General features: G+C 44.6%; 16 protein-coding genes and 1 other RNA gene. 10 read left to right on the top strand and 7 right to left on the bottom strand.

Features of this window, described 5'->3' with window-relative positions:
• Positions 1-22 precede the first annotated feature (22 nt).
• The 6 genes from CKV74_RS00455 to nudC form a co-directional block, all read right to left on the bottom strand.
• A complete protein-coding gene (locus CKV74_RS00455; protein WP_095176602.1) occupies positions 23-595 on the bottom strand; it encodes a 5-formyltetrahydrofolate cyclo-ligase in 573 nt (190 codons plus the stop codon).
• A 12-nt stretch (positions 596-607) separates the two neighbouring features.
• Positions 608-802: non-coding RNA, 6S RNA (gene ssrS / locus CKV74_RS00460), on the bottom strand.
• A gap of 311 nt (positions 803-1,113) precedes the next feature.
• Positions 1,114-1,386: a non-specific DNA-binding protein Hbs gene (locus CKV74_RS00465; protein ID WP_077427839.1), complete on the bottom strand. Its 273-nt coding sequence runs from the start codon at positions 1,384-1,386 to the stop codon at positions 1,114-1,116.
• A 139-nt stretch (positions 1,387-1,525) separates the two neighbouring features.
• Positions 1,526-2,116: a YjaG family protein gene (locus tag CKV74_RS00470; protein ID WP_007241684.1), complete on the bottom strand. Its 591-nt coding sequence runs from the start codon at positions 2,114-2,116 to the stop codon at positions 1,526-1,528.
• Positions 2,117-2,127: 11 nt separating this feature from the next.
• Entirely contained in the window at positions 2,128-3,192 is a 1,065-nt protein-coding gene (gene hemE / locus CKV74_RS00475) for a uroporphyrinogen decarboxylase (RefSeq protein ID WP_095176603.1), read from the bottom strand.
• Positions 3,180-3,980, bottom strand: a complete 801-nt coding sequence (nudC, locus tag CKV74_RS00480) for an NAD(+) diphosphatase (RefSeq protein ID WP_123947604.1) — start codon at positions 3,978-3,980, stop codon at positions 3,180-3,182. The genes hemE and nudC overlap by 13 nt, the downstream gene beginning before the upstream one ends.
• A gap of 108 nt (positions 3,981-4,088) precedes the next feature.
• Between nudC and CKV74_RS00485 the strand changes: the two genes are divergently transcribed.
• Both CKV74_RS00485 and CKV74_RS00490 read left to right on the top strand, forming a co-directional pair.
• Positions 4,089-4,544 carry a DUF3290 family protein gene (locus CKV74_RS00485; RefSeq protein WP_095176604.1) on the top strand — a complete coding sequence of 152 codons (456 nt, stop codon included), beginning with the start codon at positions 4,089-4,091 and terminating at the stop codon, positions 4,542-4,544.
• Positions 4,544-5,179 (top strand): DUF421 domain-containing protein, encoded by a 636-nt coding sequence (locus CKV74_RS00490; protein ID WP_007241822.1) that lies wholly within the window; start codon positions 4,544-4,546, stop codon positions 5,177-5,179. Before CKV74_RS00485 ends, CKV74_RS00490 begins: the two co-directional genes overlap by 1 nt.
• Positions 5,180-5,307: 128 nt before the next feature.
• On the opposite strand, the gene CKV74_RS00495 is transcribed toward CKV74_RS00490, so the two are convergent.
• Positions 5,308-6,522, bottom strand: a complete 1,215-nt coding sequence (locus CKV74_RS00495; protein ID WP_095176605.1) for an aromatic amino acid transporter — start codon at positions 6,520-6,522, stop codon at positions 5,308-5,310.
• Between the two features lie 133 nt (positions 6,523-6,655).
• Between CKV74_RS00495 and CKV74_RS00500 the strand changes: the two genes are divergently transcribed.
• From CKV74_RS00500 to murQ, 8 genes are all read left to right on the top strand, one after another.
• Positions 6,656-7,519: a YicC/YloC family endoribonuclease gene (locus CKV74_RS00500; protein ID WP_007241811.1), complete on the top strand. Its 864-nt coding sequence runs from the start codon at positions 6,656-6,658 to the stop codon at positions 7,517-7,519.
• 8 nt (positions 7,520-7,527) lie between these two features.
• The gene (gene ygfZ, locus CKV74_RS00505; RefSeq protein ID WP_007241498.1) at positions 7,528-8,361 is read left to right on the top strand and encodes a CAF17-like 4Fe-4S cluster assembly/insertion protein YgfZ; all 834 of its coding nucleotides are present in this window, start codon (positions 7,528-7,530) and stop codon (positions 8,359-8,361) included.
• 408 nt (positions 8,362-8,769) lie between these two features.
• Positions 8,770-10,371: a lactate permease LctP family transporter gene (locus tag CKV74_RS00510; RefSeq protein WP_007241521.1), complete on the top strand. Its 1,602-nt coding sequence runs from the start codon at positions 8,770-8,772 to the stop codon at positions 10,369-10,371.
• 93 nt (positions 10,372-10,464) lie between these two features.
• Positions 10,465-11,211, top strand: a complete 747-nt coding sequence (locus CKV74_RS00515) for a (Fe-S)-binding protein (RefSeq protein ID WP_007241623.1) — start codon at positions 10,465-10,467, stop codon at positions 11,209-11,211.
• Complete coding sequence (locus tag CKV74_RS00520) at positions 11,201-12,613, top strand: LutB/LldF family L-lactate oxidation iron-sulfur protein (protein WP_095176606.1); 1,413 nt, start codon at positions 11,201-11,203, stop codon at positions 12,611-12,613. Before CKV74_RS00515 ends, CKV74_RS00520 begins: the two co-directional genes overlap by 11 nt.
• Entirely contained in the window at positions 12,613-13,311 is a 699-nt protein-coding gene (locus tag CKV74_RS00525; RefSeq protein WP_007241791.1) for a LutC/YkgG family protein, read from the top strand. Before CKV74_RS00520 ends, CKV74_RS00525 begins: the two co-directional genes overlap by 1 nt.
• A 122-nt stretch (positions 13,312-13,433) precedes the next feature.
• Positions 13,434-14,552 carry an anhydro-N-acetylmuramic acid kinase gene (locus tag CKV74_RS00530; protein ID WP_007241500.1) on the top strand — a complete coding sequence of 373 codons (1,119 nt, stop codon included), beginning with the start codon at positions 13,434-13,436 and terminating at the stop codon, positions 14,550-14,552.
• A complete protein-coding gene (murQ, locus tag CKV74_RS00535; protein WP_007241809.1) occupies positions 14,553-15,470 on the top strand; it encodes an N-acetylmuramic acid 6-phosphate etherase in 918 nt (305 codons plus the stop codon).
• Positions 15,471-15,582 lie beyond the last annotated feature (112 nt).

Raw genomic sequence — 15,582 nt, forward strand, 5'->3', positions numbered from 1 at the left:
CAAATATTATTTCTTGATAGGTTTAAGCAACTAAGATTTGATATAGTGGCACATCCCAAACTTCCGTTGGCAATTGTTTGACCTGCTGGCATTGGTGTGCCAATCCCACGGGAATAAAGGATGAATGTGGCCAATCTTGCAATGTGCGATCGTAAAAACCACCGCCCATACCAAGTCGATTCCCCTGTTTATCAAAAGCCACTAGGGGGGTAAAAAGAATATCTAGTTTCTGCAGCGGCAAGACCTGTTGCACATTGAGTTTCGGTTCCCAAATACCAAATTTATTTTTTTGCATCGGGCTATCGGGCAAATAACGTAAAAAAAGTAGATGATTTGAATTGAAAGGATGTAGCACCGGCAAGTAGACCTGCTTGCCCTTCGCCCACAGGGTTTTGATCAGTTTTTGTGTAGAAATTTCACCATCAAAGGAAAAGTATAGAGCAATATGCTGCGCATTTCGCTGGCTGATTAATGATAAAGCCTGCTGAGTAATAGAATCTTCCGCCTGTTGCTGTTGCAATGGAGTTAAATTTGCCCGCATTTTACGCATTTGCTGACGAAGTTGATTGCGAAGGACTTGATTGGAATTTTTCATCGGAAGACAAGGAAGGGTCCCGGAGTGCCGCTATGGGTGGTAGTCCTTGAACCCGACGGTTCAAGGAAATCGATAAGGTCATTTTTAGGTTTCTTTAAGCCCCTGTAAACAGAGGTAAAGCCTACACACCAATGACAGGAAACCGATTTATAAGATTTTAAGTATCGGCTCAGGGACATAACCCTTTCACGAACACCCCAGGAAATCTTTTGCTGAAATACTAGCTCAATTTCCCTACCTTGACCAGACTTTATTTGGCAAATTTCATCAATCGTTTGATCTATATTCAAAAAACGATTTTTCCGTCTGTCCTCATAACTGCTCTCGAAAACAATAAATATTTTTCACTGGCAATTTTCCAGATGCCGATATCGCGCTATAGCCTCTACAACACGTAGAGAAACTCCGGCCCGCCCCTTTTAGCTCAATAAAATAAGCATTGGATTGATAAATTCTATGCTTATTCGTAACAACAAAAAACCCCACCATTTTGGCGGGGTTTTAGCATCTCAAATTAATTATTTGATTGCATCTTTTAATGCTTTACCGGAAACGAATGCAGGCACTTTAGACGCTGCGATTTTGATTTCTGCACCGGTTTGTGGGTTACGACCAGTACGCGCTGCGCGTTGGTTTACTTTGAATGTACCAAAACCGATTAATTGTACTGGCTCACCTTTTTTAAGGCTTGCAGTAATCGCATCTAAAGTTGCTTCTAAAGCTGCTTTAGCTTGCTTTTTATTTAATTCTGCTGCACTTGCAATTGCATCGATTAAATCTGTTTTGTTCATAAGATTTGTACCTTCTGTTAATTGAATCTAATAATGTTTAATATGAAGCGGGTTGCGGGACAACCACAGCTCGGCAAAGGATAATCGAACTTTCCGCTTATGGAAAGGAAGATTTCATAAAATTGTGATAAATCTCACGCTATTGATTATTTTTTATACCGATGTTGGAAATCCCTTCAGCGCGGAGCTCGTTCCGTAGCTCGTTAATCAAGGCGATATCGCGTTCTTCGCAGTCCTTCAAGAGTCGATAAATCTGCCATTGCAAATCTAATTCACTTTCGATCAACTCATTATCCTTTAGTTCATCCGGAGAGAATTCGCGATCATTTTCCGTTTCCAACAAACTCACAACCGTTGTTAAGGAAATCTGACTTACCCGCACCGATTTTTCTAGATATTCACCGGCAATAACTGCATGTAATAATTCACCAAGCGCTTCACAAGCATCCAATGCAGGAACTACGCCAAAGAAATCATATTGATTCACATCCGGAATAATTCCTTCCAATTTTTCCAACTGATTCTCAAAGTTGATCTTGGCGCCCTTTACGGTTAAGGATTCCCAAACTAAACCGAGTACATTGTTAAATACCTTGGCCGCCTGAGGTTGTTCGGTCATTTGGCAAAATAGCGCAAAATTCGGCGCCATTCGCTCACATAAACAAGCCATAAAAGTTAAGTGCTGCCAAGCAGCCAAGTTTTCTAAACGCTTATGAATCGGATTGCGCATAATGGCCCCTTTTATTTGTGATAAGCCTGAGAAAGTGCATGCACGCTATCGACAAAAATCTTCGGTGCGCTTTCCGGTACATCCTGATGAATACCATGACCTAAATTAAAGACATGTCCCGAACCTGCGCCGAAATCCGCCAAAATTGTTTTAACTTCGCTTTCGATACGTGCAGCCGGCGCATATAGCACACTTGGATCCATATTGCCCTGTAATGCCACTTTATGCCCCACACGGGCACGGGCATCGGCTAAATTCACCGTCCAATCAACACCTACTGCATCGCAACCGGTCTCGGCAATCGCCTCCAACCATAAACCACCACCTTTAGTGAATAAAGTGACCGGCACACGACGGCCATCGTGTTCACGAATCAATCCATCGACAATTTTATGCATATATTGCAAAGAGAACTCTAGATATTCACGATGGCCTAACACACCACCCCAAGTATCAAAAATCATTACAGCCTGTGCACCGGCTTTAATTTGACCGTTTAAGTAAAGGGTTACCGCTTCAGCCATTTTATCCAATAAGGCATGTAATACGGCCGGCTCGGCATACATCATTTTTTTGATTTTGGTATAGGCTTTACTCGAACCACCTTCCACCATATAAGTGGCCAACGTCCAAGGACTACCGGAGAAACCAATCAACGGCACTTCACCTTTTAATTCACGACGAATAGTGCGCACTGCATTCATCACATATTGCAATTCCTGCTCAGGATCCGGAATCGGTAAATTAGCTACAGCACTTGCCGAATCAATCGGACGGGCAAATTTAGGTCCCTCACCGGCTCCAAAACTTAATCCCAAGCCCATTGCATCGGGAATCGTTAAAATATCGGAAAACAAAATGGCCGCATCCAACGCATAACGGCGCAACGGTTGCAAAGTCACTTCGCAAGCTAACTCGGCATTACGGCACAAAGACATAAAATCACCAGCCTGTGCACGGGTTGCCTTATATTCCGGCAAATAACGCCCAGCCTGACGCATCATCCAAACCGGAGTCATATCCACAGGTTGACGTAATAAAGCTCTGAGATAGCGATCATTTTTTAATTCTGACATTGTTTTTCCTTTTCTTTGGCATACAACTCAATAGTAGCCTTAATTAATTCGAGCGCGATAGTACCCGTTGGTGGTAATTCTGGCAAGGGGGCATCCAAGGCAAACCAACGAGCATCAGCAATTTCTGATTCCTGAAGACGAATCTCTCCACTGTCATATTCAGCTAAAAAACCGACCATTTGAGAATTCGGGAATGGCCAAGGCTGACTTCCGAAATACCGCAAATTTTTCACCCGAATACCGGTTTCTTCAAAGACTTCCCTAGCAACTGCCTGTTCAAAGGTTTCCCCCACTTCAACGAAGCCCGCTAAGGTCGTGTACATTCCACCGCCATTCGGATTGTAATGGCGGCGATGATTGGCTAATAAAATCTCCCCATCGCGACGTACCGCCACAATAATTGATGGACAAATCACCGGATAGGCACGATAACCGCAAGCGCTACATTGCACCGCCAGCTCATCCTCTACCAATCGGCTAGCGCCACCACATTTACCACAAAAACGATGGGTTTGTAGAAAATGATGGATCTCCACGCCACGGGTCAGGGCAAAGTAATCCTCGTCATTCAGCGGTAATAAACTACGCAAGGAGACAAATTCCCGCTCACTTTCTGCGCCCACTGCCAACCACAGCGGCGCACCGTGCCATGTGCCAACACGCATTTTCTGGCATGCCTGCACGCCCAACTCGGCCGCAATTCCAAAAGGTAGACCGGCTTGCCAAACAATGTTAGAGCCTTGTACCAACAACCAATAACTGCGGCTTTCCTGCTGCAATGACATAATTCCCCTCCCTTTACAAAATGTCCGCCATTATAAATGACAACAACCAATTGATTAATGCGAAATTGCGTAAATTATGTTATTTTTCCGCCCTCATTTTTCGGAGGAGTTATGTCATTTTTTTCCTACGCTTTCTTAGAAGGACACATTACCTTCCAAGGCTATCTGAAATACTTACTGATTTTCCTTTCCCTTGGCGGGCTGTTTCTGATGATTTCCCTGTATTTGCGCCACCGACTGGAAACCAAATACCGCGATCTCAGCATTATTCTATTGCTACTGATCATTTTTCTACTCGGCGTGCAATACAACCAATACCAACAAAATCTGGTATACGCGAGCGACACCTCACGCATGCTGACTTTCCTCAATTCGGTCAAAGATTCACAGGGATTGCAGCCCGAAGAAATCAAAGTAAATCAGCAAAACCTAAGCAATGGCATGATTTTAAATATCCGCGACCAATATTACGAAGTGCATTTTAATAACGACTTCAGCGCTTATACGCTTTCACCAACCAATCTGGTCAACCCGAATATCAATGTTATCGATAAGGATGAGAATTAATGGAAGGCTATACATTACTTGGGCTCAAATTGGCCATGGGCATTATTGGCCTCGTATTACAAATCAATCTAATGGGCAAAGGTAACCTAGCGCCCACTTCTGCCATGGATCAAGTACAAAACTATGTACTGGGCGGCATTATCGGTGGCGTGATTTATAACGACAACATCGGCGTACTCCAATTTTCACTGGTTTTAGTGCTATGGACATTGCTGATTTTCACCCTGCGCTTCGTCAAAAATCATAACTTCTGGGTGAAATTGATCATTGACGGTAAGCCGGTGTGGGTGATTCGAAACGGCCGTGTACAAACTGACGAATGTATGCGTAACGGTATTACTGCCCACGATTTAATGTTCAAACTACGCGCTCAAGGTGTGTATGAAATCCGCTCGATTAAACGAGCAGTGCTGGAACAAGACGGACAGATGTCAATTATTCAGTACGGCGACGATGATTTACGCTATCCATTGATTATCGATGGTCAGCTAGATCCTGATATCTTAGATATTATCGAACGCGATGAGAACTGGGTTGAACAACAACTAAAAGAACAGAATATCAGCGTATCCGATGTTTATATTGGCGAATACCTAAATGGCGAATTAGTCGTGCATCCCTACGGACCTAAATAACGGTAAAAAGGCATAAAAAAACGGGCGTATTCACGCCCGTTTCGCTTAAACGCCCTATTGGCTTTCCGAGTTTTCTCAAAAATAACATCTAACCCATTGATTTTACTAGGGTTGATATAAAAATCGAATCATCCCACCACAAATGGCAGTAAACCGGCGCGAATAAAGAATGGAATGGATGTAATCACCACCCCCAACACCAGTACTAACAGCAATAACCCATTACCGCCGGCAACCCGATACGGCAATTTTGGATGCACGCGACGGGCACGCCATACCAACGCCACCGGCAGCACTACTGCATAAAAGGCAAACATTTGTCCCGCATAACCGAGCGCTAAAACAAAACCTTGCGGATAAAACAACGCAAAGATAATCGGCGGTAAAAAAGTTAAAAAACCTAAGAATAAACGGTTCGCATCAAGATTGAAGCTTTGTTTCAACAAATCCTGAATGCATTCCAGCAATCCCAATCCCACGCCAAGGAAGGAAGTCACCAACGCTAAGGTAGAAAAGATTTTCACAGCACCGGCAATCAATGGGCTTTGGGTAATTTCCAAAGTGGCTTTAACCAAGCCGTTCAAGGTCGCATCCTGTTGCAAAATCTGCATAAATGCATTTTGGGTTAAGATGCCATGGGTGGATAATTGCCACAAAATATAAGCGCTTAAGGTAATTAACGAACCAATTAAAATCGCAAAACGCAGTGCTTTTACATTGCCATTCAAGTATTTATTCAAACTTGGAATCGAACCATGAAAACCAAAAGCGGTAAAAAAGACCGGGCTGGCGGAAATCACCAAGGCATTATCCAAAGGTACAGCCAACAAATTATCTATTTTCACTTCCGGTAGCATCAATCCCAATACCACCACAAAAGTTGCAATCATTGTAAAGAAAAGTAGACGATTAATTTTATCTACGCTTTGAGTACCGATCACGATAAAACTCCCGAAAAACAGCGTAAACAACAGCACAGCAATTTGATTCGTGGTATCTCCCTTGCCGATTGTTGGCAATAAATCCATCAGTAACGATCCACCACCGCTGATATAGGCGGCAATTAATGCATATAAAAAGACAATCAGTACCGCAGTAGCAATAAAGCGCCCGATACCGCCAAAGTATTGTTCAGCTAAGGTGCCAATACCGGCATCTGGTTCAGCGGTTTGATACAATTCAACAAACAATAAGGCTGTGAAGGTGAGCAAACCCCACAAGCCCAACAATAACAATAACGTAAAGCCGAAACCGATGCCCGCTGAAGTCAGCGGCATCGCCAGCATGCCGGCCCCAATCATCGTACCGGCCACCAATAAGGTACTGCCTAAGGTTTTGTTCATATTTAGGTTCCTTTGTCACAAAAAATTTCCGCTGATTGTAATTTAAATTTTACAACCTGTAAATCATGCGTAACATAGAAATTTTCCCCTATTACCGCTACAATAACCGACAATTTTTATCAGGAGCTTTTTTATGATTTACAGTATGACCGCCTTTGCCCGGCAAGAAATCAAACAGGATTGGGGCACCGCCGTGTGGGAAATCCGCTCGGTCAATCAACGTTATTTAGAAACCTATTTCCGTTTACCGGAAAATTTTCGCAGTTTAGAAAATAACCTGCGCGAAAAACTGCGTCCCCGTCTGACCCGCGGCAAAATCGAATGCTCTTTACGCATTGAAAGTGCCCAACAGATTGGTCAATTACAATTAAATCAAGCCCTAGCACAGCAAGTGTTGCAATCCTTGCAATGGTTGAAAAGCGAAAATGCTAATGAAGGCGAAATCAATTTAACCGATGTATTGCGTTATCCCGGTGTAGTGGAAGCACCACAACAGGATTTAGATCGCATCAGTCTGGATTTGCTAAGTGGCTTTGATGCGCTATTGGATGAATTCATTGCGATGCGCGGCCGCGAAGGGGAAAAATTACAAGATATCATTGGTCAACGTCTAACCGCTATCGAAGCTGAAGCTGCCAAAGTTCGGGCGCAAATGCCACAGATTTTACAATGGCAACGGGAACGCTTGCTGCAACGCTTTGAAGAGGTACAAGTACAGCTCGAACCGCAACGTTTGGAACAGGAAATGATCCTGTTGGCCCAACGGGTAGATGTCGCGGAAGAGTTGGATCGACTACAAATGCATGTGAAAGAAACCCAACGCATTTTAAATAAAGGGGGCGCTGTTGGCCGTAAATTGGATTTCATGATGCAGGAGCTCAATCGCGAATCCAACACCCTCGCCTCCAAATCAATTAATGCCGATGTCACCGCTTCCGCCGTGGAATTAAAAGTGCTCATCGAACAAATGCGCGAACAAATTCAAAATTTAGAATAGGAACACACATGGCTACCTTTATTCCTCTTGATTGGGAGCTGATTGAAATCAGCGGTCCGGATGCGCAAAAATACCTGCAAGGCCAGCTTACCTGTGATGTCAATGCCTTAGCGGCCGGAGCCTCAACGCTGACCGCACATTGCGATCCTAAAGGCAAAATGACCTCCATTTTCCGCTTGCTGAAAGTCTCCGAACAACAATTTTTTATGCTGATCAATAAAGGGCTATTTACCGCCCTAGACGCACTAAAAAAATACGCAGTATTTTCTAAAGTGACTTTCACCCCGCTAGATTGGCAAATTGTTGGGGTGATCGATTGCCATTGCGGTAAGGTTAATCCGCAATATCGCCTTGAGCTTGATGAACAACGGGCGATTTTTCTAAACCCAACAGCGTTGGAAGTCAGCCTGAGTGACTGCCCCGAACAATGGGCGACTGCGGATATTTTAGCCGGACTCCCCCACTTAACCGCAGCTACCCAAAATGAATTTATTCCGCAGGCGCTCAATCTGCAGGCTATCGAACAAGCGGTTTCCTTTAGTAAAGGTTGTTATATCGGCCAAGAAACCGTTGCACGGGCCAAATATCGCGGCATCAATAAACGTGCGATGTTTATTTTACAGGGCACAGGCTCAAGCCTGCCGCAATCCGGTAGCGCCTTAGAAATGCAATTGGAGAACGGTTGGCGACAAACCGGCTGTATCATCAATGCCGTACAATACGAGGGTAAACTCTACCTGCTAGCCGTGCTGAATCAAGAAATAGAAGCCCAAACGGCATTACGGCTACCTGATGATCACAGCCCACTACAAATCCTGCCATTGCCTTATACCTTGGCTTAAATACAAATCCCGCCTTACGCGGGATTTTTTATGCCTACAGTAAAATGTCACATTCATTTTACCTTTTTAAATCATATCTAATAAAATCAATCGCTTAGATGTTATTTTTAAGAAAACTCCGGAAAATAAAGGGGCGTTTTTATGTCACATTTCAAATATTCCTGGAGTCAAGTTCAAAATATCCGATAAAAAATACATGAATCCGTCTTTCTTTATCAAAAAAAGTTGAGCCAGCTTTATCAATTTCAGCAAAATTATTAAAAAATTTTAAGATTTCAAACTATGTTAAATTTTCTATCATTTATTTAACATTTATTTAAAGATTTAAACAATTATTCCTCAAAAGAGGTATGGGTTTTCCAATAAAAAAAAACAAAATAGCGCAAATTTTTAACTAGGAGCCGTCGTATGACTTTATCTTTTGCGTTAAGCGTTTTTCCGATTATCTTATTGATTTACCTCATGGTAAAACGCAATGCCTTACCTTCTTATGTTGCCTTACCATGGATCGCCACTTTAGTAATGGGCGTCCATTTATTGCATTTCAATACGGACATTGTCACCATCAGCGCCAATGTTATGGCCGCATTGGTTTCGGTGCAAACACCAATCACCGTTATTTTTGGTGCGATTTTATTTAACAAATTCAGCGAAATTTCCGGTGCTACCAACACCATGCGTAAATGGCTCGGTAACATTAACCCAAATCCGGTCGCGCAATTAATGATCATCGGCTGGGCATTTGCCTTTATGATTGAAGGTGCTAGTGGTTTCGGCACACCGGCTGCAATTGCCGCACCAATTTTAGTGGGGCTAGGATTCCCTCCATTACGCGTTGCTATGTTGGCGTTAGTCATGAACTCCGTACCGGTTTCCTTCGGTGCTGTGGGCACACCAACTTGGTTCGGTTTCGGCCCGCTTAAATTAGCTAGCGAACAAATTCTCCAAATCGGTTCTATAACCGCCTTTATCCACTCCTTTGCGGCATTAGTTATTCCATTGATGGCGTTACGCATGTTAGTGAGCTGGAAAGAAATCCGTCAAAACCTATTATTTATCTATATCAGCGTCTTTGCCTGTGTAATCCCATATTTCTTAATCGCACAATACAACTATGAATTCCCATCGTTAGTAGGCGGTGCTATCGGCCTATTCATTTCGGTTTTCGTGGCAAACAAAGGTATTGGTTTAAGCAAAGTAGAAAACACCTTGGACAATCGTGCGGTCAGCTTCGGCCAAGTTGCCAAAGCCTTATTCCCAACCGGTTTATTGATTCTTTTCCTAATCGTAACCCGTATTCCAAGCCTACCGTTTAAAGCGATGATGAATGATACCCAAGTTTGGTTCTCCACCACCTTAGGTTCATTAGGGACCTTTGAAATTAGTAAAGGCCTAATCTTTAGCCTGAAAAATATCTTCGGTTCCGAAGTAAAAGAAAGCTATAAATTGCTTTACGTGCCGGCATTAATTCCATTTATCATCACCGTGCTGATCGCAATCCCTGCGTTTAAACTGGACTTTGCGAAAACTAAAGAAATCTTCTCAGCCAGCTTAAAACAATCAAAAAGCCCATTTATCGCACTAACCGGTGCCTTAGTGATGGTGAACTTGATGTTGGTGGGTGGTGACCATTCTATGGTGAAAATTATCGGCCGTACCTTCGCGGAAATCACCGGTAATGACTGGACTGTGTTCTCTTCCTTCTTAGGTGCTGTGGGAGCATTCTTCTCCGGTTCCAACACCGTATCCAACCTTACCTTCGGTAGCGTGCAACTATCCACCGCTGAAACCACCGGTATCTCCGTGGCATTAATTCTTGCCCTACAATCCGTTGGCGGTGCTATGGGTAATATGATTTGTATTAACAATATCGTTGCCGTAAGTTCCGTATTGAATACACCAAATCAAGAAGGTGCAATCATTAAGAAAACCATCGTACCTATGTTGGTATATGGTGCAATCGCAGCAGTTGTGGCAGTATTCATCATACCGTTGGTATATCAACTTTAATTTTTATCAAACGACCGCAGCAATGTGATTGCGGTCGTTTTTTTACCCATTTTTTACTTTTTAATTTTCTCAACCTCCTTGGAGTGATTTTTAATGAACGTGAATTTTTACGTGACCTGTATTGCCGATGTGGTGAAAAGCGGCGTGGCAAAAAACTCCGTGCTGCTATTAGAAAAACTCGGCTGCACTATTACCTTTCTAGAAAAACAGGGCTGCTGTGGACAGCCGGCGCTCAATAGCGGCTATGTCAAACAAGCTTTGCCGGGCATGAAAAATCTAGTGGAAACCTTTGAAGTGAACGACTATCCGATTGTTGCACCGGCCGGTTCCTGCGTGTATGCCATCAAAAATTATCCGGAATATTTCAAGCGTGCCGGTGAAGCCGATTGGGCAACCCGCGCACAAAAAGTGGCTGATCGTTTCTGTGACTTAACCGACTTTATCGTAAATCGTCTTGGCATCACCAACGTTGGCGCCAAATTACCAGGTAAAGCGGTTTATCACCCCTCCTGCAGCCTGTCGCGCAAATTAGGCATCGTTAAAGAACCTATTGCCCTCCTGGAAAATGTTGAAGGTTTGGAATTGTTACCTATTGCCAATCAACAAACCTGTTGTGGCTTTGGCGGAACTTTCTCCGTCAAAATGGCGGAAATTTCCGGTGAAATGGTTAAAGAAAAAGTAGAGCATATCGAAGAAGTACAACCGCAATATTTAATCGGTGCCGATGTTAGCTGTCTGCTAAATATCGGTGGCCGTTTGGCCCGTGAAGGCAGTGCCGTCAAAGTGATGCATATTGCCGAAGTGTTAATGCAACAAGGGGAGATCAAAGATGTCGCTTAAAACTAGCAATCTCCCGTTTAAACAACGGGTCGAACATGAAGTGCATAATTTGATTATGCGTAAAGCTGTGGTGAAAGCCCAAGAAACCATCGGCGCTAACCGTCAACGAATGGTCGATGAACTAGGCCATTGGGAAGAATGGCGTGATCTTGCCAAACAAATCCGTAACCATGTCTTGGCTAATCTCGATGCCTATTTATATCAGTTAAGTGAAAAAGTATTGGCTAATGGTGGTCATGTTTATTTTGCTGAAACCGCCGAGCAAGCAGCGGAATATATCCGCCAAGTAGCCTTAGCCAAAAAAGCTAAAAAAATCGTGAAATCCAAATCCATGGTGACCGAAGAAATTGGCCTCAACGATGTGCTACAAAAAGAAGGTATGCAGGTCATTGAAACCGACCTAGGTGAATATTTACTACAAATTTCCGGTGACAAACCATCTCATATCGTGGTGCCGGCAATCCATAAGGATCGTCATCAGATTCGCAAAGACCTGCATGAAAAGCTAGGCTATCAAGGTGAAGAAACACCGGAAGATATGACCCGTTTCGTGCGTCAACGCATTCGTCAGGATTTCTTAGAAGCGGATATTGGTATCAGCGGCTGTAACTTTGCCGTTGCAGAAACCGGTTCTTGCTGCTTGGTCACCAACGAAGGTAACTTACGTTTAGCCACCACCCTACCGAAAACTCATATTGCAGTCATGGGGATGGAACGTATTGCGCCAACCTTTAAGGAAGTGGATGTACTGATCACCATGTTGGCACGCAGTGCCGTTGGCGCCAAACTTACCGGCTATAACACTTGGTTAACCGGCCCACGTCTAGCCGGTGAAACCGATGGCCCGGAAGATTTCCATTTGGTTATCGTTGATAACGGCCGTTCCGATATCTTAGCCTCGGAATTTAAAGAAGTTTTACGCTGTATTCGTTGTGGCGCGTGCTTGAATACCTGTCCTGCCTACCGCCAGATTGGCGGTCATGGTTATGGCTCTATTTACCCGGGCCCGATCGGCGCGGTGATTTCCCCATTACTCGGTGGTTACGATGAGTTTAAGGAGTTGCCATACGCCTGTTCCCTATGTAATGCCTGTAACAGCGTGTGCCCGGTGCGTATTCCATTAGCCCAATTGATTAATCGTCATCGCGAAAAAATGGTGGAATTAGGTAAAACACCAAAACTGGAACAACTCTCCATTTTCGGTTTTACCACAGCTAACGCCCATCCTTATCTCTGGAAAACCGGCGTCAATTTAGGAGCGAAATTCCTTGCTAAATTCATTAAACAAGGTAAATCACCGGTCGCCTTTGGTGCCTTAGCCGAATGGACTAAAGCCCGTGACCTACCGCAAGCCGACGGTGAAAGCTTCCGTCAATGGTTTAATAACAGAGGGAATAAATAATGAATTTGCAAAACCGAGAAGATTTCTTAAATAAATTGGCAACCAAAATGGGCAAAGCTCGTGACTTGGTTCCGCAACCGATGGCAGCACCGGTCAATACATACCCAACCGAGCGCCTTACCCAACTTAGCCCACAACAACGCGCGGAGGAATTTATCAATGCGGCCAAAGCAATGATGACCGATGTCGTTGTGTGCAATGAGGCCGAGGTGCGTAGCGCCCTACTCGCCCTATGTGAAAAATATGATGGTGGCGAAATTGTACTCAATGATGATCCACGTTTAGATGCCCTTGAAATTCCGCAAACCTTAGCCCAACAATACCCATGCTATACCTGGGCAAAGGAAAACGACGAAACCAATATCAGCCAAGCAGAAAAAGCCAATTTGGGCGTAGTCTATGCAGAATACGGCTTAGCCGAAACAGGCGGAATTGTTCTTTTCTCCTCCGCAGAACGTGGCCGTTCAGTCAGCCTGTTACCGGAAAAATCCATTGTTGTTCTACGTAAAAGTCAAGTCGTACCAAGGGTTGCCCAATTGGCTCAAGTTCTGCATGAACGTGCCCAACAGGGGGAACGTATGCCGTCTTGCATCAATATCATCTCCGGCCCAAGCTCGACTGCCGATATTGAATTAATCAAAGTGGTTGGCGTGCATGGCCCGGTCTCTCAGATCTATCTGGTTATTGATGATCTGTAACTTATTGTCTCAGGCGGGTGAAAACCCGCCTTTTTAATTTAAGTGTTTCTATGACAAGGCAGATTTCCCAACAAAATCGATTTTCTATATAATCGGCGCACTTTGAACTCAATCACAATGCCATGCAACCAACCTACTATCTCGGCATGATGTCCGGTACCAGCCTTGACGGTGTCGATATTGCCCTTGTCGATATTCAACAATCCCAAATTAAGCTATTGGCTACGGAATTTACTCCAATGCCTGTGCAATTACGCAGCCAAATCAATCAATTGATCCAACAGGGTCAAACTACCCTACAGGCACTAGGTGAACTGGATCAGCGATTAGGGCAATTATATGCCGATTGTGTTGTCCACTTCTTACACAAACAACAATTAACCCCAACGCAAATTCGCGCTATCGGCTGCCACGGCCAAACGGTGTGGCATTCGCCACAAGGTGATGCACCCTTTACTATGCAATTAGGCGATATGCATTTATTGGCTGCCCGTACGGGAATTGATGTAGTGGGTGATTTCCGACGCAAAGATATTGCTTTCGGCGGGCAAGGTGCACCACTGGTGCCGGCCTTTCATCAGGCAATTTTCCGCCATCCCCAGCAACTCACTGTGGTATTAAATATTGGTGGGATCAGTAATATCTCTATTCTTTCCCCCGATATGCCGGTCAGCGGTTTTGATATTGGCCCCGGTAATACACTGCTTGATCAATGGATTGAACGCCACTTAGGGCAAGCCTACGATAAAGACGGCACTTGGGCGGCAGGAGGGAAAATTGAGCAAGGTCTGTTGAGCCAATTCATGGCAGAACCCTTTTTACAGCAAGCGCCACCGAAAAGTACCGGCCGAGAATTATTCAACTTGGTTTGGTTAGATAAACAATTGCAACTCTACGGCAAACCGCTAGCCGCGCAAGACGTGCAAGCTACTTTGGCCGCCTTTACCGTACGCAGTATCGCCGACAGTTTAAAATCCATTCATACCAGATTACCACGCCGCTTATTGGTCAGTGGTGGTGGCGCTAAAAATTCATTACTAATGGATGGACTAGCTCAAGCGCTACCCGACTGGCAGGTGGCAACCAGCTCACAGGTCGGTTGGCATGAGGATTATGTGGAAGCAGCCGCATTTGCTTGGCTGGCCTATCGCCGCCTACACAATTTACCGGCTAACCTACCGGAAGTAACCGGTGCCGCCCGCGCAGTCTGCTTAGGTGCTATTTTTCCAAAGGAAAACTAAATGAACGAAAATCTATCGGAACGCTTAACCGGCTTGGTGACTGAACAACGCAATCCGCATTCCATGACCTTGGATAGTCTATCGGCCGCGGAAATCGTAAAACTAATGAATGAACAGGATAAAACCGTCCCCTTAGCGGTAGAACGCTGCCTGCCACAAATTACTCAGGCGGTAGAATGCATCACCGCAGCCTTTCAACAGGGAGGACGCTTGGTTTATTTAGGGGCGGGGACCAGTGGCCGTTTGGGCGTTTTGGACGCCTCCGAATGCCCACCAACCTTTGGCGTTAAAGATAGCATGGTACGAGGCATTATTGCCGGCGGTGAATGCGCCCTACGTCAGCCGATTGAAGGTGCGGAAGACAATCCGGCTGCCGCCATCGCCGACCTACAAGCCATTGAGTTTAATGCGCAAGATATTTTGGTCGGGATCGCCGCTAGCGGGCGCACTCCCTATGTCTTAGGTGGATTACAATATGCTAACGGATTAGGTGCACAGACTATTGCGATTGCCGGCAATCCTAATTCCGCTATGGCACAGGCCGCACAAATCGCCATTGAACCCATTGTTGGCCCCGAAGTGCTGACCGGTTCCAGTCGATTAAAATCAGGCACTGCACAGAAACTGATTCTAAATATGCTGACCACCGCATCCATGGTGCTACTCGGCAAGTGTTATCAAAATCTGATGGTGGATGTGCAGGCATCTAACGAAAAATTACGAGCACGGGCACTAAATATTGTGATGCAGGCAACCGAATGTGAAAAATCGCAAGCGGCCAAAGCCTTGGAGGCAGCCGATTACAATGCCAAATTAGCGATTCTGATGCTACTGACCCAGCGTCCGAGAAATGAAGCGATGCAACTGTTAGCTGATAATCAAGGTAAACTGGCGCAGGCAATAAAAAGTCGGGAGTAATCAGCTTTTTAAGCTTTTAAACCAACCATAATAAAATCAATGACTTACGGGTTATTTTTAGAAAAACTTCGATTTTCGAGGGGGCGTTTAGCCAGCGATAAAATGCCGACTT

The sequence above is a fragment of the Haemophilus pittmaniae genome, assembly GCF_900186995.1.
Lineage (GTDB): Bacteria > Pseudomonadota > Gammaproteobacteria > Enterobacterales > Pasteurellaceae > Haemophilus_D > Haemophilus_D pittmaniae.

What these genes read in the sequence shown, in the direction of transcription:
- CKV74_RS00455 (WP_095176602.1), bottom strand. Translation starts at nt 595, where the DNA reads ATGAAAAATTCCAATCAAGTCCTTCGCAATCAACTTCGTCAGCAAATG.
- CKV74_RS00465 (WP_077427839.1), bottom strand. Translation starts at nt 1,386, where the DNA reads ATGAACAAAACAGATTTAATCGATGCAATTGCAAGTGCAGCAGAATTA.
- CKV74_RS00470 (WP_007241684.1), bottom strand. Translation starts at nt 2,116, where the DNA reads ATGCGCAATCCGATTCATAAGCGTTTAGAAAACTTGGCTGCTTGGCAG.
- hemE (WP_095176603.1), bottom strand. Translation starts at nt 3,192, where the DNA reads ATGTCAGAATTAAAAAATGATCGCTATCTCAGAGCTTTATTACGTCAA.
- CKV74_RS00485 (WP_095176604.1), top strand. Translation starts at nt 4,089, where the DNA reads ATGTCATTTTTTTCCTACGCTTTCTTAGAAGGACACATTACCTTCCAA.
- CKV74_RS00490 (WP_007241822.1), top strand. Translation starts at nt 4,544, where the DNA reads ATGGAAGGCTATACATTACTTGGGCTCAAATTGGCCATGGGCATTATT.
- CKV74_RS00495 (WP_095176605.1), bottom strand. Translation starts at nt 6,522, where the DNA reads ATGAACAAAACCTTAGGCAGTACCTTATTGGTGGCCGGTACGATGATT.
- CKV74_RS00500 (WP_007241811.1), top strand. Translation starts at nt 6,656, where the DNA reads ATGATTTACAGTATGACCGCCTTTGCCCGGCAAGAAATCAAACAGGAT.
- ygfZ (WP_007241498.1), top strand. Translation starts at nt 7,528, where the DNA reads ATGGCTACCTTTATTCCTCTTGATTGGGAGCTGATTGAAATCAGCGGT.
- CKV74_RS00510 (WP_007241521.1), top strand. Translation starts at nt 8,770, where the DNA reads ATGACTTTATCTTTTGCGTTAAGCGTTTTTCCGATTATCTTATTGATT.
- CKV74_RS00515 (WP_007241623.1), top strand. Translation starts at nt 10,465, where the DNA reads ATGAACGTGAATTTTTACGTGACCTGTATTGCCGATGTGGTGAAAAGC.
- CKV74_RS00520 (WP_095176606.1), top strand. Translation starts at nt 11,201, where the DNA reads ATGTCGCTTAAAACTAGCAATCTCCCGTTTAAACAACGGGTCGAACAT.
- CKV74_RS00525 (WP_007241791.1), top strand. Translation starts at nt 12,613, where the DNA reads ATGAATTTGCAAAACCGAGAAGATTTCTTAAATAAATTGGCAACCAAA.
- CKV74_RS00530 (WP_007241500.1), top strand. Translation starts at nt 13,434, where the DNA reads ATGCAACCAACCTACTATCTCGGCATGATGTCCGGTACCAGCCTTGAC.
- murQ (WP_007241809.1), top strand. Translation starts at nt 14,553, where the DNA reads ATGAACGAAAATCTATCGGAACGCTTAACCGGCTTGGTGACTGAACAA.